General features: G+C 67.0%; 17 protein-coding genes and 1 tRNA gene. 11 read left to right on the top strand and 7 right to left on the bottom strand.

Annotated features, from left to right (window positions below):
• Entirely contained in the window at positions 1 to 630 is a 630-nt protein-coding gene (locus ACU0B3_RS07470; RefSeq protein ID WP_446260193.1) for a response regulator, read from the bottom strand.
• Positions 627 to 2,585 (bottom strand): sensor histidine kinase, encoded by a 1,959-nt coding sequence (locus tag ACU0B3_RS07465; RefSeq protein ID WP_446260192.1) that lies wholly within the window; start codon positions 2,583 to 2,585, stop codon positions 627 to 629. Before ACU0B3_RS07465 ends, ACU0B3_RS07470 begins: the two co-directional genes overlap by 4 nt.
• 390 nt (positions 2,586 to 2,975) lie before the next feature.
• Here ACU0B3_RS07465 and ACU0B3_RS07460 point away from each other — a divergent pair, with 390 nt between their 5' ends.
• A complete protein-coding gene (locus ACU0B3_RS07460) occupies positions 2,976 to 6,239 on the top strand; it encodes a CARDB domain-containing protein (protein WP_446260191.1) in 3,264 nt (1,087 codons plus the stop codon).
• A gap of 226 nt (positions 6,240 to 6,465) precedes the next feature.
• Here the strand turns inward: ACU0B3_RS07460 and ACU0B3_RS07455 are convergent, their stop codons facing one another.
• Both ACU0B3_RS07455 and ACU0B3_RS07450 read right to left on the bottom strand, forming a co-directional pair.
• Positions 6,466 to 8,049, bottom strand: coding sequence for an ABC-F family ATP-binding cassette domain-containing protein (locus tag ACU0B3_RS07455; protein ID WP_446260190.1), 1,584 nt, complete (start codon positions 8,047 to 8,049; stop codon positions 6,466 to 6,468).
• Positions 8,050 to 8,194: 145 nt separating this feature from the next.
• Positions 8,195 to 8,281: transfer RNA gene (locus ACU0B3_RS07450), tRNA-Leu, on the bottom strand.
• A 132-nt stretch (positions 8,282 to 8,413) separates the two neighbouring features.
• Between ACU0B3_RS07450 and ACU0B3_RS07445 the strand changes: the two genes are divergently transcribed.
• A complete protein-coding gene (locus ACU0B3_RS07445; RefSeq protein ID WP_446260189.1) occupies positions 8,414 to 9,094 on the top strand; it encodes a DUF2161 domain-containing phosphodiesterase in 681 nt (226 codons plus the stop codon).
• 71 nt (positions 9,095 to 9,165) lie between these two features.
• Entirely contained in the window at positions 9,166 to 10,149 is a 984-nt protein-coding gene (locus tag ACU0B3_RS07440) for a complex I NDUFA9 subunit family protein (RefSeq protein WP_446260188.1), read from the top strand.
• Between the two features lie 98 nt (positions 10,150 to 10,247).
• On the opposite strand, the gene ACU0B3_RS07435 is transcribed toward ACU0B3_RS07440, so the two are convergent.
• Both ACU0B3_RS07435 and ACU0B3_RS07430 read right to left on the bottom strand, forming a co-directional pair.
• Positions 10,248 to 10,802 (bottom strand): ActR/PrrA/RegA family redox response regulator transcription factor, encoded by a 555-nt coding sequence (locus ACU0B3_RS07435; RefSeq protein WP_446260187.1) that lies wholly within the window; start codon positions 10,800 to 10,802, stop codon positions 10,248 to 10,250.
• A 75-nt stretch (positions 10,803 to 10,877) separates the two neighbouring features.
• Positions 10,878 to 11,489, bottom strand: a complete 612-nt coding sequence (locus ACU0B3_RS07430; protein WP_446260186.1) for an SCO family protein — start codon at positions 11,487 to 11,489, stop codon at positions 10,878 to 10,880.
• A gap of 75 nt (positions 11,490 to 11,564) precedes the next feature.
• Here ACU0B3_RS07430 and regB point away from each other — a divergent pair, with 75 nt between their 5' ends.
• The 8 genes from regB to trxA all read left to right on the top strand — a co-directional run bounded on the left by regB (position 11,565) and on the right by trxA (position 23,394).
• A complete protein-coding gene (gene regB / locus ACU0B3_RS07425) occupies positions 11,565 to 12,938 on the top strand; it encodes a sensor histidine kinase RegB (RefSeq protein ID WP_446260185.1) in 1,374 nt (457 codons plus the stop codon).
• 206 nt (positions 12,939 to 13,144) lie between these two features.
• The gene (locus tag ACU0B3_RS07420) at positions 13,145 to 14,584 is read left to right on the top strand and encodes a PAS-domain containing protein (protein WP_446260184.1); all 1,440 of its coding nucleotides are present in this window, start codon (positions 13,145 to 13,147) and stop codon (positions 14,582 to 14,584) included.
• A 40-nt stretch (positions 14,585 to 14,624) separates the two neighbouring features.
• On the top strand, positions 14,625 to 15,101 hold the full coding sequence (gene tsaE, locus ACU0B3_RS07415) for a tRNA (adenosine(37)-N6)-threonylcarbamoyltransferase complex ATPase subunit type 1 TsaE (RefSeq protein WP_446260183.1): 477 nt from the start codon (positions 14,625 to 14,627) through the stop codon (positions 15,099 to 15,101).
• Entirely contained in the window at positions 15,098 to 16,063 is a 966-nt protein-coding gene (locus tag ACU0B3_RS07410; protein WP_446260182.1) for an aminoglycoside phosphotransferase family protein, read from the top strand. Before tsaE ends, ACU0B3_RS07410 begins: the two co-directional genes overlap by 4 nt.
• The gene (locus ACU0B3_RS07405; protein ID WP_446260181.1) at positions 16,060 to 16,737 is read left to right on the top strand and encodes a nucleotidyltransferase family protein; all 678 of its coding nucleotides are present in this window, start codon (positions 16,060 to 16,062) and stop codon (positions 16,735 to 16,737) included. Before ACU0B3_RS07410 ends, ACU0B3_RS07405 begins: the two co-directional genes overlap by 4 nt.
• Complete coding sequence (addB, locus tag ACU0B3_RS07400; RefSeq protein WP_446260180.1) at positions 16,734 to 19,655, top strand: double-strand break repair protein AddB; 2,922 nt, start codon at positions 16,734 to 16,736, stop codon at positions 19,653 to 19,655. Before ACU0B3_RS07405 ends, addB begins: the two co-directional genes overlap by 4 nt.
• Positions 19,652 to 23,032: a double-strand break repair helicase AddA gene (addA, locus tag ACU0B3_RS07395; RefSeq protein WP_446260179.1), complete on the top strand. Its 3,381-nt coding sequence runs from the start codon at positions 19,652 to 19,654 to the stop codon at positions 23,030 to 23,032. Before addB ends, addA begins: the two co-directional genes overlap by 4 nt.
• Before the next feature lie 41 nt (positions 23,033 to 23,073).
• Positions 23,074 to 23,394 carry a thioredoxin gene (gene trxA, locus ACU0B3_RS07390; protein ID WP_446260178.1) on the top strand — a complete coding sequence of 107 codons (321 nt, stop codon included), beginning with the start codon at positions 23,074 to 23,076 and terminating at the stop codon, positions 23,392 to 23,394.
• A 27-nt stretch (positions 23,395 to 23,421) separates the two neighbouring features.
• Here the strand turns inward: trxA and ACU0B3_RS07385 are convergent, their stop codons facing one another.
• Positions 23,422 to 24,384 (bottom strand): phosphotransferase, encoded by a 963-nt coding sequence (locus ACU0B3_RS07385; protein WP_446260177.1) that lies wholly within the window; start codon positions 24,382 to 24,384, stop codon positions 23,422 to 23,424.
• Between the last annotated feature and the right edge of the window lie 73 nt (positions 24,385 to 24,457).

The following is a 24,457-nucleotide window of genomic DNA, read 5'->3' as shown; positions in this document are numbered from 1 at the left end:
TCACGCCTCCCGGTTTGCGTCGAGCAGGCCCTCGCGCAGCGCGTAGGCCAGAAGCTCGGCCATGGAGTGGGCGTCGAGCTTGCGCATCAGGTTAGTGCGGTGGTTGTCGACCGTCTTGGGACTGACGCCGAGCCGGTCCGCGATCTCGCGGTTGCCATGGCCTTGCGCGATCAGCGACAGCACCTGGCGCTCGCGCAGTGTCAGAACCTTGCGCTCCTGCGCCTCTGCGACCAGCTGCTCCACTGCCTGAGAGCGCACCGTCTCGCCAGCCAGAACGCGCGGGATGGCGTCCGAGAAATCCTCCAGCGCGCCGCTCTTGAGGAAGATGCCGTCCGCGCCCGCTGCATCCAGATCAGCCAAGAGCCCGGTCGACGTCATGCCAGAAAAGACGATGACGCGCGTCTCGGGCGACCAGCGCCGCACCTCGCCGAATATCTCGATCCCCCGCGCATAGGGCATGGCGATGTCGAGGGTCAGCAGCGCCGGGCGGTGCTTGCGCACTTGCGCCACCGCCTCCAGCCCATCCGCGGCCTCCCCCACCACGTCGAGCCCGGCGGAGGTCAGGATCTCCCGCAGCCCCTGCCGGATCATCATGTGGTCATCGGCGATCACGGCGGTAGTGCGGCTCATGACGCGGCCCTCGCCTCTGGCACCGCGCGCGGGACGGCGAGCGTGGTGACCGTCCCCTCGCCCGGCGCGGACCGGATGGAAAACGCAAATCCCCGCGCGACGGCCAGCTCTTCGACGATGGTGAGACCTAAGCCGTAGCCTTCCGAAGCCGGACCGCGCGCACCTCGCGCTGCCAGCAATTCGGGCGCCATGCCGACACCGTCGTCGTGGACCTCAAAGCGCAGCTGCGGACCCCTCGACCGGCACCCGACGAGCACCCGGGACGCGTTGGCGTGGGTTAAGGCATTCGAAACGAGGTTGCTCAGGATCCGCATGACAGCCAGAGGATCGGCGCACAGCAACGCATCGCATGGGATCACCTGCAGCCGCGTATCCCGCGCGGCAGCGTCTGCATCGAACATGGCCGCTACGTTGCGCAGCACGACCGAGGCGGCAAAGACCTCCGCGGCGGCCTGCGGCGCGGGGTTCGCGTCCCCGGTTCCCAGCGGGTGCGCACCGGCCTCCAGCCCATCCCGCACGATCCCCTCGATGTAATCGAGGCTCCCGGCGATATCCGCCTCCGTCTCCGCACTGCCGCGCAGCGCCATCTGCAGTGAGGTGAGCGGTTGGCGGATGTCGTGGGCGGCGTTGGCCAGAGCCTCGCTCGAGCGCCGTGCCGCATCGGCAGCGCGGGAGCGGTCTTCCTCCGCGCGGCGCAACGCTTCGGACAGACGCAGCCGCTCTTCGGAGGCGCGCAGCTTCTCGCGCAACAACCGGCTCCGCTCGCGGCGCGCGGCGCGGATGCGCAGGGCGATGGCGGCGGAAAAGGCGGCCGCCTCCATGGCGAACCCCGCCCGGATCGCCGTACCCGCCCACTCCTGCTCGAACAGCCCCTCGGTCAGGTACCCGAGCACGCCTACCATGATCCCTGCCGAGAGCGCGCCAAATCCCAAGAGCAACAGCCAGGCACCAGCCTGCCCTCGCCGGATCGCCGCCCCGATCAGCCACAGCTGCAACCCGGTCAACAGCGCGGCACCGATCAGCCCGGCGAGCTTGTAGCTGACCGTTTCGAGATAGGGCACTGACAGCGCCGCCAGCCCCACCAGCGCCGCCGCCAGCGTCAGCGACGCCGCGTGCAGGCGCGGGCTGTGCCGGTGCGCCTCGGTAAAGACGTCGAGAAAGAGCGTGCCGAGCGCGATGGACGCCAGCCCGATCACCGCCACGCCAACGTCGTTGAAAGCCGGCCAGTTGGGATAGAGGTGCTGAAAGCCGAACCCGTCCATGTGCACGAGCAGCAGCACACTGGTGGCGACGTATCCTCCGTAGGCGATGGCCGGTCGCCCGTCGAACCCGTAGAGGTAAAGCGTGTTGATCAGCCCTATCCCAAGCGCCAGCGCGATTACCGCGATGATGCGCACGGTCTCGGTTTGCGTCCGGGCGACGAAACTCGGCACGGCCTCGATGGTGAGCGGCATCTCCGTCGCCTGACCGGTCTCGTAGTCGATCACGAGCGAGGCGCGCTGCCCGGCTGCCAGAGCCACTTCCGAGACAAGGTGGCGGTGCGCGATGGGACGCGCGGTAAAGGGCGCACCCTCCTCCAGCGACAAAAGTGTGCGCGGCGCGGCGCCCTCGGGGACAAGCCGCACCCTGAGCATCTTCGCGGACGGCAGGTCGTGCGTCACCCACCAGAGCCCGGGCGCGGTGGAGGCGTTCCTGAGATCGACCCGCACCCAGTATCGCGCGGTCCCGAACCCGAAATCGACCAGCCCGCCGGGCACTGGCTCCAGCTCGGCACCGCCCTCGCCCGTCACGTGATCAAGCCTCACGCTGCCGCTGTCATCCGCGAGCACGCAGGCAAAGGGTCCAAGGTCCGCGCGAAACGCCGCATCCGGCTCAAGCGCCACTTCGCCACAGGGCGTGGACCCCGCAGCGGCCTGCGCCCAGAGGAGCGTGATCAGAAGGAAGAGGGCGCGCACTCGGAAAACCACCTCCTACGTCTGTGACGTGTTCACGGTGACGTAGGGGGAAGCACCTGTCCATAGGGTGGTCGCCCCAATTCGGCGCGTGGCTTGAGCGGGCAAACATAGCCGGCGACCTTTAACCCGATACATGAGAAACAAAGCTGCACGCGCCGACCCGTGGGGTGGCGCAATCGCGCCGCCCCATGGGGGCGGGTCGGCGCGGCCTGACGGTACCCGTCAGGCGGGTGCTTTGAATTGAGCGAATGTGTATCAGGTTTAAGGTCGCCCGTTATAGGGGATCTTCCCCATATCCACTGGCCGCTGAAACCGATACCCTGTCGCCGAGCGCACGTGTTGGGGTGGTGCGTCTGTCAATCATCGCGGCACGCCGGAGAGGACCGACCCATGGGTTTGTTCGGAGGAACACCAGACATCGAAGTCGAGGACATCTGGTTCTCGAGCCTCTTTGGTGGCGAGATCGCCAAGGGCGATAGGATTACGCTCAACACCACGATCAGGAACTCCGGCAACGCCGACGCGAACGGCATCACCGTCAAATACTACATCGACGACGACTATATCGGAAAAGACAGCATCGGCCGGATCGGCACCATCGTCAGGGAGAACGACGAGAGCATCCGGTGGACCGTCGACCGCGACGGCGCCTTCAAAGTCACGGTCGAAGTCGAACTCGACGAAGACGAGAAATCCACCAAGAACAACGACCGGACCGAGACCTTCTACGCCGTCGAAAAGGGATCGGACATCGTGGTGGAGGACATCTCGCTCCACAACCTGACCGGCCGCCTGCGCGAGGGCAAAGTCGTCACGATCAAGACCGACCTCGACAACCTCGGCAACGATCACTCGGGACTGGGCGGGTTCAACCTCACCTACTACGCGAACGGCGAGGAGATCGGTTCGGAACGTGTCGCCGCAGGGCTCGCCCCCGGGCAGAACTGGTCCCAGTACTTCCTCTGGACCGTCGACCAGACCGGGCCAGTGGAGATCTCCGCCAAGGTCAGCGGCGTCGGCAACGAGACCGACTACGACAACAACTCCCACGCCGAGACGTTCTTTGTCGAAGAGCCCGACGTCGCGGTCCACGACATCCGCGTGATCGACACCGGCGGGCGCGGCGGGAAAATGGAGATCCACGCCGAAATCGCCAACATCGGCGGGTCCGACACCTTTGACGAGGACGCCTTCCACGTCCGCTACGACATCAACGGCGAGCGCTACGGGACCAAGCTGGTCGACAAGATCGACGTCGGCGACACGGTCGAGCGCATGCTCGAAGTCGACGTGGGCGACGACCAGATCGACAGCATCCGCGTCTACGTCGAAAACGTCGAAGGCGACGCAAAAGCCGCCAACAACAGCCGCACCGAAGGCGGTTTCCACGTCCGCCCCAGTGACCCCGAAGAGGACGCCGCCCACGACCTCGGTACCGCGTCCGAAGACATCCTTGTCGCCACGCAGGCCGCCCATGCCATCTACGGCGACGGACGGTTGGCGGAGGACTTTCGCGGCGACGACGCGGACGACAACGGACGCGACGACGACTATGACGAATGGTTCGACGCGGGCGGTTGGCAGGTGCTGGACGAAGGCGACCTCGGGGCCCTCATGCCTGACGGCCACGACGACATCCGCTGGCACCAAGGCGGGCTCTACGAGGGACGCTATGGCGGCGGGTGGTACGCGCAATCCCTGCTTGCGCGGAGCCACGACGTAGAGGGTGACGAGGAAGCACCGGACACCCTCCTGCTGGTCTTCCGCGGGACCGACGACAAGGACCTGCCGGCCTCTTCGGTTGGCGGGCAGGCGTGGACCGGCAACGGGCAGTTCAACTATTACGAAGCGCAGCGCCCGATGATCGAGGCAGCGCTCGCCTATGCCAACGACGACGCAAACGGCATCGGCAAGCTGATCGTCACCGGGCACAGCCTTGGCGGCGCAACCGCCGACATCTTTGCCGCCGTGGACGCGCAACGCCTTGACCCGGAGGTCGAGCTGCGCGTGGTCTCCCTCGCCTCGGCGGGCATCGACCCGGACACGCTCGAGGACAATTACGACAAGACCTACCTGATCGACGACAAGGGGTACCTGGGTCAGGTCGACACCTCCGTCGTCCAGATCACCGGCGGCAACGCGCGCCTCGTCTCCCCCGATTGGTACATCGGCCTGTCGATGTCCGAGGACCGGGTGACCTTTGACATCGACGGCCCGGACAGCGGCATGGTCGGCAACGGCACGCTCGAGGAAAACCTGCACTTCACCGGCCAGTTGACCAAGGTCGACCTGCCGAGCATCGACAACCTACAGATCGACAATGGCAAGACCCTCTACAAAAGAGGCTTTGGCGCCGAGCACGATCCCGGCCTTTACGCGGCAATCATCTCCGACATTGCACGCGATCCGCTGACCGCGTTCTATGACGGCGAGACCGTCATCGCCGGGCGCACCGATCTGGGCGAGGTCGCGGACCTGCGTGGCGAGGTTTTTGCCTTGATGCCGGACGCGGACGGCCTGTCGGATTCCGACGACGACGGAGACAACGCGCTGACCGGATCGGACGGCGCAGACTTCATCCTCGGCCTCGGCGGGAACGACGCGCTCGACGGCAAAGGCGGCGACGACCTTCTGTCCGGCGGAGCAGGCGAAGACACGCTGGCCGGCGGAGAGGGCGACGACAAGCTGCACGGCGGGGCAAAGGACGACCTGCTCGAAGGCAACTCAGGCAGCGACACGCTATTGGGCGGGGACGGAGACGACACGCTCGAAGGTGGCGGCGATGCAGACGCACTCTGGGGCGGCGTTGGCGCGGACAGCCTCTATGGCGGCAGCGGAGACGACACTGCTTGGGGCGGCGCCGGCGAGGATACCTTCCGCGGCAGTTCCGGTGACGACAAGCTGTGGGGCGGAGCAGGCAGTGACGTGCTCGATGGCGGTCTCGGCGCGGATACCCTGGGGGGCGGAGCAGGCGAGGACACGCTGTCTGGCCGCGCCGGCAAAGACGCCCTTTACGGCCAGAAAAATGCCGACATGCTCTCGGGCGGGGCGGGCGGCGACGTCCTTGGCGGTGGCGGCGGCCACGACACACTAAACGGTGGCAAGGGCGAGGACACGCTGGGTGGCGGCAACGGCAACGACCTCCTGCGCGGCCAGAACAACGCAGACCTTTTGCGCGGCGGCGTGGGGCGCGATACGCTCGAAGGTGGAGGCGGCAGCGACACGCTCGAGGGCGGCTCAGGCTTTGACCGGCTCGCGGGTGGTTCGCATGCAGACTCCTTGGCTGGGGGCGCAGGCGACGACACATTGCTTGGCGGGCGCGGGCATGATGTCCTGAACGGACGCGCGGAGGATGACCACCTCAAGGGCGGCGCCGGGAACGACACGCTGATCGGCGGCGCGGGCGAGGACACCTTTGTCTTTGATCAAGGCGACGGCGCCGACGTCATCCGCGATTTCCAAAGCGGCACCGACATGCTCCAATTCTCCGCCGCTTTGACGGGTGGCCTCACCGACGCCCGCGCAATCCTCGACCAGTTTGCCGAAGTCGACGGCGCCCGGACGGTTTTTGAACTCGGTTCGGGCCAGACAATCACGCTGAACGGTTTTGAAGATGTGTCGGCGCTCGAGAGCGACATCTTTGTCCTCGTGTGACGGAGGTAAGCGGCTAAGGCAGGTGATCTTCAACCTGATGCACACAAATCGGATGTGCACACGCCGGCCCGCGGGGTGCCGCAATCGCTCCGCCCGTTTTGCCGTAGGCAAACCTTCGGTTTGACGGGGGCGGGTCATGCCGGAGGCATGCCTTTGGCATGACGCGGCCTGACAGTGCCTGTCAGGCGGGTGCATTGAATGGAGCGGGCCAGCGTCAGGTTTGAGCTCACCCGCCATCAACCATCATCCGCCGATTCACCCCAATCCGCGCGAGAAAAGCCCGATCGTGGCTTACCACGATCACCGCACCATCATACGCTCTGAGCGCGCCTTCCAGCGTTTCGACGGCCTCGAGATCGAGGTGGTTGCTCGGCTCGTCGAGGAGCAGCAGCTGACGCGGCGCGCTGTGGCCCAGCGTGCAGGCCAACCCGGCGCGCATCCTTTGCCCGCCGCTGAGCGCACCGACCTTTTGATCGGCGTCATCCCCGCGAAAGAGGAACCGCGCGAGCGTGGCGCGGCGGTCATTCTCGGACGCCTGCGGATCAAGCCGCGCAAAAGCCGCGCGCACGGTCTCCTCAGGATCGAAAAAGCTCACGTGCTGATCGATCAAGGTGAAGGGAACGTGGACCGCGACCGTACCGGCTTGCGGTTGCAACGTGCCGTCGATGCAGGCCAGCAAAGTCGATTTGCCCGCGCCGTTTGCGCCTTCGATGGCGACACGCTCGGGACCTTGGATCGTCAGGGAGACATCGCTGAGAAGCGGCGAGGCCGGGTCGTAGGCAAAGGTTATCCCATCGACGCGGAGCACTTGCCGCGTACGTGCAAGACCGGAGGGCGGGATGTCGATGGCGAGCGGCTCCAGCACTTCGACAGCCGCACGCGCCGCGCTCAACGCATCCTCCGCCTGCCGCGCTTGACGGTCCCGGAGACGGGCAGCCGCACCGCCCGAGCCCTCACTGCGTTCCTTCGCAGCGTCCAGGATCAGCTTGGACTGGCTGCCCGAGACGCGCAGCTGCTTGCCCTGCCGATCCGTCCGCGCCTTGCGTTCCGCGGCCAGCTGCGCACGGGCCTCCACGGCGGATTTGCCCCGCTCGGCACGGGCCAGCGCATCGTGTGCGCTCTCCAGTTCAGCCTGCTTTGCAGCGCGGTAGGCGCTGTAGGGACCTCCATACGTCTTGGCACCGAGGCTGGTCAGTTCGACGATCGCCTCCATCTCCTCCAGCAGAATGCGGTCGTGGCTCGCGACGATCACGCAGCCTTGCCACGCGCGAAGCACGTCCAGCACATACGCGCGGCCAGCGCGATCCAGATGGTTTGTAGGCTCATCGAGCAGCAGCACGTCAGGCTTAGCAAAAAGGAGCGCCGCGAGGGCTGCCCGGGTCCGTTGCCCACCGCTGAGCGCATTGAGGGAGGTGTCCGGCGACACGGTCAGGCCAAGGCTGGTGAGCGCCGCATCGAGACGGGCTTCGAGCGTCCAGTCGGCAATCGCCAGATCGTCAGCCGTCGCCTCCCCCCGCTCCGCGCGGCGCAGGATGGCCAGCTGGACGGAGACACCAAAGAGTTCGGCGAGTGTTGTACCTGACAGATCCTCGGCACCCTGTCGCAGATACCCAACAGAGGGTGGTGTAGTGACCGTCCCGCTGGTTGGTGCCAACTCACCCGCAATCAGGCGCAGCAAGGTGGACTTGCCCGCGCCATTGCGCCCGACAAGGCCAGTGCGGCCTGCACCGAAGGACAGGTTGAGATCGTTGAAGAGAGGATGCGCGTCAGGCGTGTGCCAGCTCAGGCCGACGATCGAAACAGATGACATGGGGAAACGCTCGCAAAATTGGGAACCAGAGGTGGTCTCAGCTTGCGGGTGCGTGATCCATGTCAGTCGTATCCTTTTGTCATCGTCGCGGAGCGCCACCATAGGCCAAGTAGCGACCCAAACAACAACGCGACTGCAGGGAAAATGGTGCCCAGAAGAGGACTCGAACCTCCACGTCCATACGGACACCAGCACCTGAAGCTGGCGCGTCTACCAATTCCGCCATCTGGGCACGGGTTGGTGGAGCGTCAGATACGCACCGCCCCGACATGAGTCAACGGGCTTTGTCGCAAAAAGGACTCTCCCCCAGCGCGAATTCGCCGGGCCTGTTCAGCGGCTGCGAGACACGCTGTAGGCTGGCCGCATGACGCAGGCTCGCGAGACCGATCTTTACCCCCCGATCAAGGCGCATTTCGAGGCGCTCGGCTTTGTTGTCAAAGGCGAAGTCGGCGCCGCCGATGTCGTCGCACAACGGGGTGAGACGCTCGTGGTGGTCGAGCTCAAGCTGGGATTTTCGCTCACGCTTTTGCATCAGGCGGTGCAGCGCCAGCGCGTGACGGACGACGTCTATGTCGCGGTGCCCCGGTGGCGCGGGAAGGCGGGGTGGAAGGCGTTCAAGGCGAACATCGGCCTCGCCCGCCGGTTGGGTTTGGGTGTGCTCAGCGTCGATCCAGCGGGCCTTGTGCAGGAGCATTGCGCGCCGGGACCATTCCAGCCGCGCAAGTCCAAGCTGCGCAAATCGCGCCTGACGGCGGAATTCGCGCGGCGGATGGGTGACCCATCCCCGGGTGGCAGTAACCGGCAAGGGCTGGTGACGGCCTACCGGCAGGAGGCGTGGCGCTGCGCGCGCCACCTCGAGGCGTTTGGACCGAGCAAGGGCGCGGAGGTCGCCAAGGCCGCGCAAGTGCCGAAGGCGACGCGGGTGATGGCCGACAACCACTTTGGCTGGTTCGAGCGTGTCGCGCGCGGACACTACGCGCTGACCGACGTCGGGCGCACGGCTGTGCAGCAAGACCGCGCGGCACACGAGGCGCCGGTGGTCTGAGACCATTCGCGCCTTGTGATGCTGCGGGGCGGGCGCTATTTCCCTGAAGCAGGGAACAAAAGGCTGAACCGATGTCGAAACTCGTCACGATCTATGGCGGCTCAGGATTTGTCGGGCGCTACATCGCCCGCCGCATGGCCAAGGCGGGCTGGCGCGTGCGCGTCGCCGTGCGCCGCCCGAACGAGGCGATGTTCGTCAAGCCCTACGGCGCGGTCGGTCAGGTGGAGCCGGTATTCTGCAACATCCGCGACGACGCCAGCGTGGCGCGCGTGTTGCAAGGCGCGGACGCGGTCGTGAACTGTGTGGGCACGTTCGACGCACGGGGCAAGAACTCCTTCGACAACATCCATGTGGAGGGCGCAGGCCGGATCGCGCGCCTTGCCAAGGCCGAGGGCATCGGCACGATGGTGCACATCTCCGCCATCGGGGCTGAGAAGAACGGCCCGAGCGGCTATGCCGACAGCAAGGGGCGCGGCGAGGAGGCGGTGCTGGAGCATCAGCCGAACGCCGTGATCCTGCGCCCGTCGGTAATTTTTGGCCCGGAGGATGAGTTCTTTAACCGCTTCGCCGGGATGGCGCGTTTGTCGCCGGCGCTGCCTGTCGTGGGCGGAGGGACCAGGTTCCAGCCGGTCTATGTCGACAACGTCGCCGAAGCTGCCGCGATGGGCGTGATGGGGACCGCCGCGCCGGGTGTCTACGAGCTGGGCGGGCCGGACGTGCGCAGCTTTACCGAGTTGATGCAGGAGATGCTGGCGGTGATCCACCGCCGGCGGCTGGTGCTGAGCCTGCCGTTCTTTGTCGGCAAGCTGATGGCGTTTGGATTTACCGCGCTCGAGGTGGTGACGCTGGGTCTGGCGAAGAACAAGATGATCACGTTCGACCAAGTCAAATCGCTCAAGGTCGACAATGTCGTGTCGGACGGGGCGAAGACTTTTGCCGACCTGGGGATCACGCCGACGGCGACAGAGGCGGTGCTGCCGGACTACCTGTGGCGCTTCCGCCCTTCGGGCCAGTACGACGCGATCAAGGACTCGGCGCGGAATTTGAAGACCTGAAGGTGGCGAGAGGCTCCGGATCAAGTCCGGGGCGTGATGTGCTACCTTCCGCTTGAAGACACCCGTCCCGGGCCTGACCCGGGACCTCATCTCTCAGTCTACCGCGGCGACCGCTTTGCCAAGATACGCTGCAGCGTACGACGGTGCATGGAGAGGCGGCGGGCGGTTTCGGAGACGTTGCGGTCGCAGAGTTCGTAGACGCGCTGGATGTGCTCCCAGCGCACGCGGTCCGCGCTCATCGGGTTCTCGGGCGGCGGGGGCATCTCGTCCCCGGTGGCGAGCAGAGCGTTTGTCACGTCCGTGGCATCGGCAGGCTTGGCCAGGTAATCGGTCGCGCCGATCTTGACCGCGGCGACGGCCGTCGCAATCGCGCCGTAGCCGGTGAGCACGACGATGCGCGCCTCGGGGCGGGTGGTACGCAGGACCTCGACCACGTCGAGCCCGTTGCCATCTTCGAGCCGCAGGTCGACCACGGCATAGGCCGGCGGGCGCGCGGTGCAGATCGCCTTGCCGGCGGCCACGGACTCGGCGGTTTCCACGGCGAACCCACGCTTTTCCATCGCCTTGGCCAGGCGTTTGAGGAACGCCTCGTCGTCATCGACCAAAAGCAGGGTCGGGTCTTCGCCAATCTGGGCAGCCGCTGTGTCGGCCATGGTGCAACTCCGGGAACGTCACTGTTACCGGGGATTTAAGACTGATCCCCGCCCGGTCAAATCGCAGCGCCGGGCCTAGGCGGCGTTCGCGAAGCAGGCGACGGTTTCGGCGACCTGTTCGGGTGTGGCCTCGCGGCGGATGAAATCGACGAACCCGTGTTCGGGCAAGACGACATAGGAGAATGTCGAGTGATCGACGAGGTAGAACTCGTCCTCCGCCGGCTGCGCCCGGTAGTAGGTGCGGTACGCCTTGGAGGCGGCGTCCGTCTGCTCGGGCGTGCCGGTTAGGCCGATGGCCTTGGGGTGCATGACGTCGGCAAACTCCGCGACGACTTCGGGCGTGTCGCGCGCCGGGTCGACGGTGATAAACACAGGCGTGGCAGACACACCCTCCTCGGCCAGGAGGTCGACGGCCTCGGCGTTGCGGAACATGTCGAGCGGGCAAACGTCCGGGCAGAACGTGTAGCCGAAATAGAGGATGCTCGGCTCGGTGATCACGTCCTGGTCCGTCACGGTTTCGCCCTGCCCGTTGACCAGCGTGAAGGGTCCGCCGATGTCGCCGCCCGCCACGCCCGTGCGGCACGCGGCAAAGACGTCCTGCGGCGCGCGGAATTGCGTGTACCAGACCGTTCCGAGGATCCCGGCAAGGGCGAGCGTTCCGGCGGTAAGTGCGGCAAAGCGGACCATGGTTCCTCCGACAATTGTGTTCTGCAAGGCTGAGCCATACGGTGCCAGACATAGGGAGCAAGCCACAATCGCGTTATGAGGCAAACTGACACGAGCCTGATCGCCGGCACGCAGCGCGGCAACTGGATCCGCCTGCGGACGATGATCGCCGTGCGCTGGGTGGCCATCGCCGGACAGCTGCTCGCGATCTCGGCGGCGGTCCTGTGGTTCGACGTGCAGCTGCCGATTGGTCTGTGCGTGCTGGCGATCTGCATTGCCGCCCTGTCCAATATCGTGGCGCTGTTCATCTTTCCCACGAACAAACGGCTCTCGGAGCAGGAGAGCCTTGCGGTCACCTACTTTGACCTCTTGCAGCTGTGCCTCTTGCTGTTCCTGACGGGCGGGCTCAACAACCCGTTTGGCATTCTGGTGCTGGGACCGGTGGTGCTGTCCTCGACCGTGCTGACGCTGCGCTCAGCGGTGCTGGTGGGCGCGACGGCGATGGCGCTGACCTCGGCGATGGTGTTCTACAACATCCCGATGCGCGACGCGGCGGGGGCAGAGCTGCAGATGCCGGAGCTCTTTGTCTTTGGCCACTGGACGGCGCTGATGATCGGAATCGTGTTCCTCGGCGTCTATTCGCGCCGGGTCACCTCCGAGATCAACACCATGTCCGACGCTTTGGCGGCAACGCAGATGGCGCTGTCGCGCGAGCAAAAGCTGACCGACCTGGGTGGTGTAGTCGCCGCCGCCGCGCACGAGCTCGGCACGCCGCTCGCCACGATCAAACTGGCCTCCGCCGAGCTGATGGAGGAGCTGGAGGGCGACCTGCGCGAGGATGCCGAGCTGATCCGCGAGCAGGCCGACCGGTGCCGCGACATCCTGCGGTCGATGGGACGAGCGGGCAAGGAGGATTCGCACCTGCGTCAGGCGCCGCTCTCCGCCGTGCTGCGCGAGGCCGCCGAGCCGCACTGGGAGCGCGGCAAGACGGTGACGCTGTCGGTGCTGCCGGAGACCGCGGCTGAGCGCGACCAGCCGACCATCGACCGGCGGCCGGAGATCATCCACGGCCTGCGCAACCTGGTGCAGAACGCCGTCGACTTTGCCGGCAGCGCGGTCTGGATCGAGACGATGTGGACCGCCGACACCATCTCGATCCGCATTCAGGACGACGGGCCCGGGTTTCCGCCGACGCTGCTGAGCCGGATCGGGGACCCGTTTGTCCGGCTGCGGCGTCCCACCGCCCAGCGCGCGGCGCGCCCGGAATACGAGGGGATGGGTCTGGGGCTCTTTATCGCCAAGACGCTGCTGGAACGGACCGGGGCGCAGCTGACCTTTGCCAACGGTGCGGCGGACGGGTTGCGCGGGCGCGGCGCAATCGTCGAGGTGCTCTGGCACCGGACGGCCATCGACGTGGCGCGCAGCGACCGCCCGCAGGCGCTCGCGCCGAACCAGCTGATCCTGCCCTGAGGCGACGCTCCGGTGTGCGCCGGGACTGCCAGCGCGACCAACTGACACAACCTTAACGAGAATTAACCTTTTGTTAATGTCCCTAAAGGATCGTGATCTGCGATGACTTTGGGACATGAAGAGCGATGGGCCTGATTGATCTGGCGGTTGCGTTTGGGGCTGCGGCATGTGCTGCAGCCTTTGCCGTCTGTTATCTACGGCGCCCTGTGAACCTCGGGTCATCGGTGCATACGGCGTCCTCGGACGACGTGGTCTCGCTGAGTATGAGTGGAGGCGACGTCATCTCTGCCAGCCCAGCCGCGCTACGGCTGATCTCGCAGTGTTCGGAGACGCTGGACTGGGAAAGCGTGCGGCGGTGTTTTGCCGAGCGCTTTCCCGGGTTCCCTGAAACGCCTGCTGATGCAAACCCAAAGGCACTGACGGCTGCCGACCCTCCCTCGGATCCGGCAGTTCTCGACATCTCTGGCACCGCGGATGCGCTTACTCTCTCCCTGAGCGATCCGCGGCAGGGCGCACGCGCCTGGCACGAAGCCTTCATGCAGGGCCGCAAGGCGCAGCAGCTGACGCACCTCTCCGAACATGCGCCGCATCCGATCTGGACCGTCGATCACACCGGCGCCGTTGTCTGGGCGAACCCGGCCTACTGGGCGCTGTGCGACGCCTGCGCGGGGACCGAGACCGTGCCGCAGCTGCTCTCGAACCCGGCGAGCCTGCCGTTTACCGACGCGGCAACGCAGGTGCGCACACCAGTTCCCGGATCTCGCGGCACACCCGACATGTGGTTCGACGTGGCCCGGTCCGTGCTCGAAGACCGCACGACCTACTACGCCACGGACGTCACCGCCATCGTGCGCGCGGAGGCGGCGCAGCGCAATTTCGTGCAGACCCTGGCCAAGACCTTTGCCCACCTGTCGATCGGGCTCGCGATCTTTGACCGGGACAAGCAGCTGGCGCTCTTCAACCCCGCGCTGGTCGACCTGACGGATCTGTCGCCGGAGTTCCTGTCCAAGCGCCCGAACCTCTTGTCGTTCTTCGACAGCCTGCGCGAAAAGCAGGTGATGCCCGAACCCAAGAACTACAGCGGCTGGCGGGAGACGCTGGCCGACGTCGTCGTCGCCGCGCGCGACGGGCGGTACTCGGAGACGTGGAACCTGCCGTCCGGCCTGACCTACCGGGTCACCGGGCGCCCCCATCCCGACGGGGCCATCGCGTTCCTCTTCGAAGACATCAGCGCCGAGATCTCCCTCACCCGCCGCTTCCGCGAAGAGCTCGAAGTCGGCCACGCCGTGCTCGACACGATGGACAGCGCCATCGCCGTCTTTGCACCCTCGGGGCGGATGACCTTCTCGAACACCGGCTACGCCGACCTGTGGCAAACCACGACCGAGTCGCAGATCATGGACGTGACCATCGCGGACGCGACGTCGGCCTGGGCCAGCCAGTGCCTGCCGACGCCCGCCTGGTCCGACATCCGCGACCTGGTGGTGTCCTACGGCGCGCGCGAGACCTGGCACGCCACCGTGCAGCGCAGCGACGGGCGCGGGCTCACCTGCACCGTCGAGCCCCTGACCGGGGGCGCCACGCTCGTCCGGTTCGACCTCGCCGAAGCCCGCACCCCCGCACAATCGGTCCCGCTCAAGGCGTGATCCGCCTTGCGGCAGTGCCCCGGGGTTGCCATCAAAGGGCATGACGACGCGCCCCCTCTTTTCGCTGCACCTGCCGGACCCGGACGCCACGGACCACTATGCGGCGGCCTGCGCGCCGCATCTGGCCGCCGGGGACGTGCTGCTGCTCGAAGGGGGGATCGGCGCTGGCAAGACCCACTTTGCCCGACGTCTGATCCAGACCCGGCTCGAGCGCGCGGAGGACGTCCCCTCCCCCACGTTCACCCTCGTGCAGACCTACGCGGCGCCGGACGTGGAGATCTGGCACTGCGATCTTTACCGCCTGTCGGACCCGTCCGAGCTCGTCGAGCTGGGTCTCGAAGAGGCGATGGAGGACGCGATCTGCCTGATCGAATGGCCCGACCGGCTGGGAACAGACCGGCCGGACACCGCGTTGACGCTGCGATTTGAGGTCACAGAGGACGGCGCGAGCCGCACGCTCACCGCGACCGGCGATGCCGACTTGTGGGCGGACCGGATGCCGAGGTGCGTGCCATGACGGGCGCCGCCACACGCACCGCCGAGATCGACCCGTTCCTGGACGCCGCAGGCTGGGGCGATGCCGCAAGGTCTCCCATCGCCGGAGACGCCTCCGCCCGCAGCTACATCCGGCTGGCGCAAGGGGGGCAAACGTCCGTCCTGATGGACGCACCGCCGGACCGGGAGGCCACCGCCCCCTTTGTGCGCGTCGCGCGCCACCTTTCCGGCATCGGGCTGAGCGCACCGGAGATCTACGCTTGGGACAAGGCCACGGGTCTGCTGTTGCTCGAAGATTTCGGCGCAATCTCCGTGACCGAGGCAAGCGCCGCGGATCCCTCAGACGAGACGCACCTTTACGCCCAATGCGGCAGACTGCTGGGACACCTGCACAAAGCCAGCCTACCGGATTGGCTCGCCCCCTATGGCCCGGCGGAGATGGCAGCGGCGCTCGATCCATTCTTCGCATGGGCGGCGCCAGACAGCATCGACGCAGACGCGGTCCGCACGACCCTGCACACGCTCCTCGAAAAGCACACACCCGAGACGGATGTGATGATCCTGCGTGATTTCCACAGCGACAACCTGATGTGGCTCCAGGACCGCTCAGGTATCGCCGAGATCGGCCTGCTGGACTTTCAGGACGCGCTGGCCGGACACGCGAGCTACGACATGGCCTCCCTCCTGCAGGACGCGCGCCGCGACGTCTCGGCCAAGGCGCGCACCTCCGCGATCACCGCGTTTTGCGAGGTCACGGACTGGAACGAAGACCGGCTCGAGGCGGCCATGGCGCTGCAAGGCGCGCAGCGCAACCTGCGCATCCTCGGCCTCTTTGCCAAGTTTCACGCGCAGGGACGCACCCGCTACCAGGCGCTGGTCCCGCGCGTCCGCGCCCACACGGTGGCCTGCCTGCGCCACCCTGTCTGCGTGCCCCTCGCAGCGCTGCTCGCCCCGGCCTTCCCCGAGTTGGAGGCGCAGCCATGACACCGACCGGAGCCATGTTCTTTGCCGCCGGGTTCGGCACACGCATGCGGCCGCTGACCCACCACACGCCCAAGCCGCTGATCGAGGTGGCCGGCCGCCCTCTCCTCGACCATGCCCGCGCACAGATCGAAGGGCATGACATTGGCCGCCAAGTGGTGAACGCGCATCACCACGCGGACCAAATCGCCGCCTACGCCGAAGCGCATGGCCTGACACTGTCGCACGAGACACCAAAGATCCTCGACACCGGCGGCGGGCTGAAACACGCCCTGCCACTACTCGGGAAAGGCCCCGTGGTCACGCTCAACACCGACGCCGTCTGGACCGGACCTCCCGCGCTGTCCTCGCTCATCGCCGCGTGGGACCCTGCGCGCATGGACGCGCTGCTCCTCTGCGTGCCGATAGGCCGGGTGCACGGGCGCAGCGGCGTCGGCGACTTCACCCTCAACGCGGACGGCGCGCTCTCGCGCGGCGGCACGCTCGTCTACACCGGCGCGCAGATCATCGCGCCCGAGGTCGTCGCTGCTCACCCCGAGGATGTCTTTTCCCTCAACGCAATCTGGACCCGGCTTGCGGCCAAAGGACGGCTGCACGGCACGTCGCACCCGGGCGCCTGGTGCGACGTCGGCCACCCAGGCGGGATCGCCATCGCCCAACGGATGCTCACGCCATGACCGTCTACGCCCTGCCGCCCGGCGTCGACTTTGCCGCCGCCCTGATCGCCGGCCTCGACACGCGCCACCCGGACCCCCTCGACCTCGCGCGCGTGACGCTGATCGTGAACACCCGCCGGATGGAGCGACGCCTCGCCGCGCTCTACGCCGCCGGCCCGCCCCGGCTGCTCCCCCGGATCGAAGTCATCACCGAGCTGTCGCCACCCCCCGGCGCGCCTCCACTGCCGGAGGCGTGTCCCCCGCTGCGCCAGCGGCTGCGCATCGTGTCCCTGATCCAGGCCCTGATCGCGCGGCAACCGGGGCTGGCGCCCAGCGCGGCGCTCTACGACCTCGCCGACAGCCTGATCGCACTCATGGACGAGATGCAGGGCGAGGGCGTCACGCCCGAAACCATCGCCACTCTCGACACCGACGACCAGTCCGGCCACTGGGCGCGCGCGCAGACGTTCTTCGGCATCGTGGCGGAGTATCTGGCCGCAGATGAGACTCTAAGCGCAGACGCGCGGCATGCCGCCATCGTCGATCACCTTGTCGCCGCGTGGGAGGAGACCCCGCCTCGCCACCCGATCTACGTCGCTGGCTCCACAGGTTCCCGCGGCCCGACGCACCGCCTGATGTGCGCGCTCGCGCAACTGCCCGGTTGCGGCGTGATCCTGCCCGGGTTCGACCACGACATGCCGGCGGCGGTCTGGGACGAGCTTACGAATGCGCTCACGTCCGAAGATCACCCGCAGTTCCGCTATGCGCGTTTGTTGTCGCATGTTGGCAAAACGGCTCACGAAGTTGTGACATGGACATCAACCGCAAGCAAAGCCGCGCATCGCACACAACTCCTGTCCCTCGCCCTGCGCCCGGCACCCGTGACCGATCAATGGCGGCAGGAGGGACCGGCGCTTGGCGATCTGACACACGTACTCGACGGCGTGACCCTCCTCGAGGCGCCCTCCCCCCGGGACGAGGCCCTCGCCATCGCGCTCCGCCTGCGCGCGGCGGCTGAAGACGGAAAGACGGCAGCGCTCGTGACCCCGGACCGCACGCTGACCCGGCGCGTCGCGGCCGCGCTCGACCGGTGGGGGATCATTCCCGACGACAGTGCCGGCCAGCCGCTGCACCTCTCGCCGCCGGGCCGGTTCCTGCGCCACGTCGGCACGCTCTGGCAAGGGCGACTGACGCTCGAAGCGCTGCTCGTCCTGCTCAAGCATCCGCTGACCCACTCGGCGGGCGGGCGCAACCGGCACCAGCTCCTGACACGCGATCTCGAAATTGCGCTGCGCCGCAAGGAGGTCGCCTTCCCCACCCGCGCCATGATCCGCGACTTTGCCGACGGACGCGGCGCGGCGGGCTGGGGAGCGTGGCTGACCACGGCTCTGGACACCGCCGAAGCCTTCGCGCCGGACAACGCCGCGCGCCCGCTTCAGGACTGGGTCGCCCTGCACATCAAAACCGCCGAAGCGCTCAGCCAAGGCCCATCCGGTGAAGACACCGGCGAGCTTTGGCGCGAGAACGCCGGGATCAAGGCGCGGCGCGTCGTCGACACGCTGATGGACGAGGCGCACCTTGGCGGGACCCTGACGGCTGCGGAATACACCAGCCTGCACGCCGCGCTCCTACGCCGCGAAGAGGTCCGCGACCGCGATGCCGCCCACCCTCACGTGCTGATCTGGGGAACCCTAGAGGCGCGCGTGCAAGGCGCCGACACGGTGATTCTGGCCGGCCTGAACGAAGGCACCTGGCCCAAGGCGCCTGCGCCCGATCCTTGGCTCAACCGCACCCTGCGGCACCGGGCGGGGCTGCTGCTCCCGGACCGGCAGATCGGGCTGTCGGCACACGACTTCCAGATGGCCGCCGCCGCGCCGGAGGTCTGGCTGACCCGCGCCGCGCGCTCGGACGACACCGAGACGGTGCCGTCGCGCTGGCTCAACCGCCTTGGCAACCTGATGACCGGGCTCACCGCGCAGAACGGCCCCGAGGCATGGAAAGCCGCCCGCGCCCGCGGCCACCTTTGGCTCGACCGTGTCGCCGCGCTCGAGGCGGTCAGCCCGACGGCTCCCGCGCCGCGTCCCTCGCCCGCACCGCCGGTGCACGTGCGGCCCCGCAAGTTGCGTGTGACGGACATCGCCCGGCTCCGCCGCGACCCCTACGCGATTTACGCCCGTGACGTGCTGCGGCTGCGCAAGCTCAATCCCGTCGTGCGCCAGCCCGACATGCGCGAGCGCGGCACGCTTCTGCACACCGCCCTCGAACGTTTCATCAAAGGCGGCACGCTCGACACGGACACGCTCCTGCAGATCGTCCGCGAAGAGCTGCACGGCAACGTGCCCTGGAGCTCCACGGCCACGCTCTGGACCGCGCAAATGGCCACCCGTGCCGCGCAATTCGTGGCGGACGAGCGCGCACGCCAAGAGACTACGACGCCCTTTAGGCTCGAAACGGACGGCGAGATCACCCTGCCGACCCTTGGCGTGACGCTTCGAGGGCGCGCCGACCGGATCGACCTGACCGAGGCCGGCACCGCCGTGATTTACGATTACAAGACAGGCGCAGCACCGACGCCCGCCCAGCAGCTTGCCTACGACCGACAGCTCTTGATCGAGGCCGCCATGGTCGCGCGCGGCGCCTTCGAGGCCGTCGGCAAACGCGAGGTGGCAGGCGCCAGCTACCTCAGCCTCAACGCCGCGCTCAAGACGACCGAAGCGCCCATCGGCGAGACCTCCGAGGACGGCAAGACCAAACGCGTCACCCTCGATCAGGTGTGGGAGGACCTCGAAACTCTGCTCACCCGCACGCTCAAGCCCGGCCACGGGTTCACCTCGCGTAGAGCCGCTGAAAAGGACCGGTTCGAGTGGGATTACGATCACCTCGCCCGGTTTGGCGAGTGGGACTTCACCACCCGCGCAGACGTGCAGGTGATCACATGACGCCCCGCGACGACGCCACCCTCGCCCAGCACATCGCCGCCCAGCCGCTCGCGAATACATGGCTGTCCGCCAACGCAGGCTCGGGCAAGACGCGCGTGCTGACCGACCGGGTGGCGCGCCTCTTGCTGCGTGACGTCGCGCCCGAGCAAATCCTGTGCCTGACCTACACGACCGCCGCCGCGTCCGAGATGCAGAACCGCCTCTTCCAGCGCCTCGGCGGGTGGGTGATGCTCGAGAGCGCCGACCTGGTGACGGCGCTGCGCGAACTCGGGGAGGACGGCCCCTTTGACGACGAGACCCTCGGCAAGGCGCGCACGCTCTTTGCCAAGGCGATCGAGACGCCGGGCGGGCTCAAAATCCAGACCATCCACTCCTTCTGCGCGACGCTCCTGCGCCGGTTCCCCCTCGAGGCCGGCGTCAGCCCGAATTTCCAGGAAATCGACGAGCGCAGCGCCGAGCTGCTCCGTGCCGACGTGGTCGAGCGCATGGCCTCTGGCCCGCACGCCCCTCTGGTCGAAGCGCTCGCGATGGCGATGGGATCAGAGACCTTCGAGAAGCTGACCGAGCTGATGGTCCGTCACCGCGACGCCTTCACCCGCCCCGTAACGCGGGATACGATCTGCGGGTGGTATGGATTGCCAGCGGGCTACACCGTCGCTGATGCTGCCGAGCAGGCGCTGGCTCCCGGCGACATGCACAGCTTGGCAGCCTTTGTCGCAGACCTCAAATCCTCGACCTCGACGATGATCAAAGCTGGCGAGAAGCTGACCCAGATCACTGCGCTAGACGCGTCCGCTGTCCCAATTCTCGAAGAGGTGTTCCTCACCAAAACCGGTACCCCGCGCGCCAACTTCCCGGTCAAGGACATGAGGGAGGATAACCCCGAGCAAGCGGAATGGATTCGCGACTGGATGCAGGCCGTCGAGGACGCCCGCCGCCGCCGCATCGCGCTCGAAAACGTCGACCGGACCGAGGCGCTCCACCGCTTTGCTCAGACCTTCTTGCCCGCCTATGACGCGGCCAAGACCGCCCAGGGCGTGCTCGACTACGACGATCTGGTGAACAAGGCCCGCGCGCTGCTGACGGACCCGGAGGCGGCGCAATGGGTGCTCTACCGGCTCGACGGCGGGATCGAGCACATCCTCGTGGACGAGGCACAGGACACCTCTCCCCTGCAATGGGAGGTCATCGACCGCCTCGCGCTCGAGATCACCAGCGGCGAAGGCGCAGGCGCCAACCGCGCACGCACGCTTTTTGTGGTGGGGGACAAGAAACAGTCGATCTACTCGTTTCAGGGCGCGGACCCCGGCGCATTCGACCGGATGCGCGGCACGTTCTCCGACCGCCTCGCGCACGGCACGGCACCGCTCCAGGACCGCACGCTGCAGCACTCGTTCCGCTCCGCTCCCGAAATCCTGTCGCTGGTCGATGAAACGCTGCAAGGCAAGACCACCTCTGGTTTCGACGCGCAAGGCACGCACCGGGCCTTCCACGACGCGATGCCGGGACAGGTCGACCTCTGGCCCGTGATCGCCAAGGAAGAGACCCCCGAGCAGCCCGATTTCGAGGACCCCGTCGACGTCGTGCAACCCAGCGACGCCCAGCGCGTGCTGGCAGGGCACGTGGCCAGTGAAATCAAGCGGATGCTCGACACCGAAACGCCCATCGCGATCCGCACGCCCGAGGGGGACTGGATGGCCCGTCCCGCCAAGCCCGGCGACTTTCTGATCCTCGTCCGCTCGCGCACCGGCGTCTTCCCCGAGATCATCCGCGCTCTCAAGGAGGCCGGCGTGCCGACCGCTGGCAACGACCGGATCAAGGTGGGCGCCGAACTCGCCGTGCGCGACCTGCGCGCCATGCTGTCGGTGCTGGCCCTGCCGGAGGACAACCTGTCCCTCGCCGCCGTGCTCAAAAGCCCGCTCTTCGGCTGGACCGAGCAACAGCTCTACACGCTGGCACATCACCGCACATCGCCCTTCCTCTGGCACGCGCTGCGCGAGGCACCCGAGCACCGCGAGACCGCGGAGGTCTTTCACGCGCTCATGGCGCAGACGGACTTTCTGCGCCCCTTCGACCTGCTCGAGCGTATCCTGACCCGGTACGACGGGCGCACCCGGCTGCTTTCTCGGCTGGGTGTGCAGGCCGAGGACGGGATCAACGCGCTCCTCAGCCAGGCGCTCGCCTACGAGCAGGCCGAAATCCCGTCACTGACGGGGTTCCTCGCGTGGATGGAGACCGATGACCTGACCATCAAGCGGCAGGTCCCGCAGCAAGCCGACGAGGTGCGCGTGATGTCCGTACACGGCGCCAAGGGGCTGGAGGCCCCGGTGGTGATCCTGCCCGACACGCACAAGTCGCGCCCGCGCGATCTGGACCGGGTTCTGGTGTCAGACGGATGCGCCTTCTGGCGACCAAACGCCGCGGACGCCTGCCCGCAAACCTCTCGCGTCAGCACCGCCACGCGCGAGGCGGAGCAAGCCGAACGCGACCGCTTGCTGTACGTGGCCATGACGCGCGCCGAGCAGCGCCTTATCGTCTGCGCTGCGGGAGACATCGGCAAAAAGCCGGATGAAAGCTGGTACGGCATGGTCGCGGACGGCATGCGGAAATGTGATGCCGCGCTTTTGGACCTGCCCGCCTTGGCGGAAGGAGGCCCCGGCCTCCGTCTCGGCGGTCACGCGTGGCCTGCCGTCATAGCCGCAGAAGACACGCAAGGCACGCCACCTTCTGCTCTCCCGGAATGGGTGACCGAGCGTGCGCCGGTGCCTCCACCCCAAACAGCGCTGCTATCGCCCTCCGACCTTGGCGGTGCCAAGGCGCTGCCGGGCGAGTTGGGACAGGACACCGACGCCGCCAAACGCTTTGGCTCTCTAGTGCACCTCCTGCTCGAACACCTGCCTCCCCTTGCTCCCGCCCTGCGCGTGGAGGCGGCACAAACGCTTGCAGGCGCGGACCACGCCGACATCCTGGCAGAGGCGCTGGCCCACGTGGCGACGTGCCTCGATGCGCCCGCGCTGGCTCACGTTTTTGCCAAAGACGCGCTGGTCGAGGTCCCGATCACCGCGCCCTTGCCGCAGCTGGGCGGCGCGCGCATGTCGGGCGTGATCGACCGGCTGATCGTCACCGATGACATCGTGCACGCCTACGATTTCAAATCCAATGCCGTCGTGCCACAAAGCGCCGAAGACGTGCCCGAGGGCCTGCTGCGCCAAATGGGCGCCTATGCCGCCGCGCTTGCGCAGGTGTTCCCCGGCAAAACCGTCGAAACCGCGTTGATCTGGACCAGCACAGGCGCAGTCCAACCGCTGCCACACAAGATGGTGATGGAGGCTCTCAGCCGCGCGGTACATCTTGACGCATCCCAAGGGCCTGCCTAGGTTCGCGCTCTGTTTCCGACTCGCCCCCAAAGGAGAACACCATGGGTACTGTTGCAGTCACCGACGACACCTTCGACGCCGAAGTCAAAAATTCCGATGTCCCCGTGGTCGTCGACTTTTGGGCGGAGTGGTGCGGTCCGTGCAAACAAATCGGCCCCGCGCTCGAAGAGTTGAGCGCCGAGATGGACGGCAAGGTCAAGATCGCCAAGGTCGACGTCGATTCCAACCCGAACGCCGCCGCCGCGATGGGTGTGCGCGGCATCCCCGCGCTCTTCATCTTCAAGGACGGTCAGGTCGTCTCGAACCGCGCCGGCGCCGCTCCCAAAGCCGCGCTGCAAAGCTGGATCGAAGAGTCCATCTAACGCTTACTGGCTGATCCTCTCAGGGGGTCAGCCAAACGCCCGCTTCGCCATCGCGCGAAGCCGTTTGAACCGGATGATCGACCGCGGGCTCAGCCCATGGTGCATCCGGTTCCAATCACTCAAAAGCTGGATACGCTGCAGGAAGCGGACCCCCGGGTCGCTTTCGGGCACAAAGGTATACCCTTCGAAGAACGCCGCGCGCGCCGGGCTAGAAACGACCTCCCCCCGCTCCAGCTTGGAGATGTCCCCGACCATCTGCATGTAACTCACAAGGATGCGCGCGATGTCGTAGCCCACCGGCGTCGGCCCGGTCGGGAGAAAGTCATAAGCCCCGACGCTCCCCTCCCCGATTAGGATGTTGTGCGCGTTGAGATCCCCATGCTTGGCCGCAATCTTGCTGATCTGATCCGAGCAGTCCGGCACCAGCGCCTGCACCTGCCGAGCGTACTCGATGAAGGCTTTCTGCCCCCGGATCTTCCGCTCCCCGCGTTCCATCTGGTCCACCAGCCGCAGCATATGCTGCGCCATGAACTTGGGCTGAAAGACGCGCTCTTCTTCAAAGGTCCCGGCGTGGTAGGCCGAGAGCCACCGCCCCGTTGCCTCGAGCAAGGGTGCGTGGTCCTCCGTCGCGCGGCACAGGTCGAGCAACGTCTCCCCCGGCAGATGCGACATCAGAAACGCACGCTTTTCGCTGTCCACCGCCACCACCTGCGGCACGTCCACCCCCGGCACGTCCCGCACCGCCTCCGCCGCCACACGGTGCGCTGCGACGATGCCGCTAAACTCCGTGTCATCCTCCGGGCGAAACGCCTGTTTCAGCATCACCGACCCTTCAGGCCCGTCGAACCGCGCCACGATATGCAGGCGGCGGGCGTCATCTTTGACCCAGGTGCGCGTCATCTCGAACCGCGCCGCATCGAGCCCCGCCTGCCGCGCCAAGCCTCTAAAGGTCTCGCGCGCGGCCTCTTTCACGTCGATCTGCCCTGCCACGCCTGCCCTTTCTGCGCGTTTCGGCCTTGCGAAGCGGGCCGAGAGTTTTCACATAAGCTGACAAAGGAGACCC

Source organism: Pseudaestuariivita sp., assembly GCF_052825805.1.
Note: the sequence above shows the minus strand (reverse complement) of the source record. Positions and strands in the feature narration are given on the sequence as shown.

Coding starts and splice junctions, on each gene's coding strand:
- ACU0B3_RS07440 (WP_446260188.1), top strand. CDS start 9,166: ATGTCGAAACTCGTCACGATCTATGGCGGCTCAGGATTTGTCGGGCGC.
- regB (WP_446260185.1), top strand. CDS start 11,565: ATGAGGCAAACTGACACGAGCCTGATCGCCGGCACGCAGCGCGGCAAC.
- ACU0B3_RS07405 (WP_446260181.1), top strand. CDS start 16,060: ATGACACCGACCGGAGCCATGTTCTTTGCCGCCGGGTTCGGCACACGC.
- trxA (WP_446260178.1), top strand. CDS start 23,074: ATGGGTACTGTTGCAGTCACCGACGACACCTTCGACGCCGAAGTCAAA.
- ACU0B3_RS07410 (WP_446260182.1), top strand. CDS start 15,098: ATGACGGGCGCCGCCACACGCACCGCCGAGATCGACCCGTTCCTGGAC.
- addA (WP_446260179.1), top strand. CDS start 19,652: ATGACGCCCCGCGACGACGCCACCCTCGCCCAGCACATCGCCGCCCAG.
- ACU0B3_RS07470 (WP_446260193.1), bottom strand. CDS start 630: ATGAGCCGCACTACCGCCGTGATCGCCGATGACCACATGATGATCCGG.
- ACU0B3_RS07430 (WP_446260186.1), bottom strand. CDS start 11,489: ATGGTCCGCTTTGCCGCACTTACCGCCGGAACGCTCGCCCTTGCCGGG.
- addB (WP_446260180.1), top strand. CDS start 16,734: ATGACCGTCTACGCCCTGCCGCCCGGCGTCGACTTTGCCGCCGCCCTG.
- ACU0B3_RS07460 (WP_446260191.1), top strand. CDS start 2,976: ATGGGTTTGTTCGGAGGAACACCAGACATCGAAGTCGAGGACATCTGG.
- ACU0B3_RS07455 (WP_446260190.1), bottom strand. CDS start 8,049: ATGTCATCTGTTTCGATCGTCGGCCTGAGCTGGCACACGCCTGACGCG.
- ACU0B3_RS07435 (WP_446260187.1), bottom strand. CDS start 10,802: ATGGCCGACACAGCGGCTGCCCAGATTGGCGAAGACCCGACCCTGCTT.
- ACU0B3_RS07445 (WP_446260189.1), top strand. CDS start 8,414: ATGACGCAGGCTCGCGAGACCGATCTTTACCCCCCGATCAAGGCGCAT.
- tsaE (WP_446260183.1), top strand. CDS start 14,625: ATGACGACGCGCCCCCTCTTTTCGCTGCACCTGCCGGACCCGGACGCC.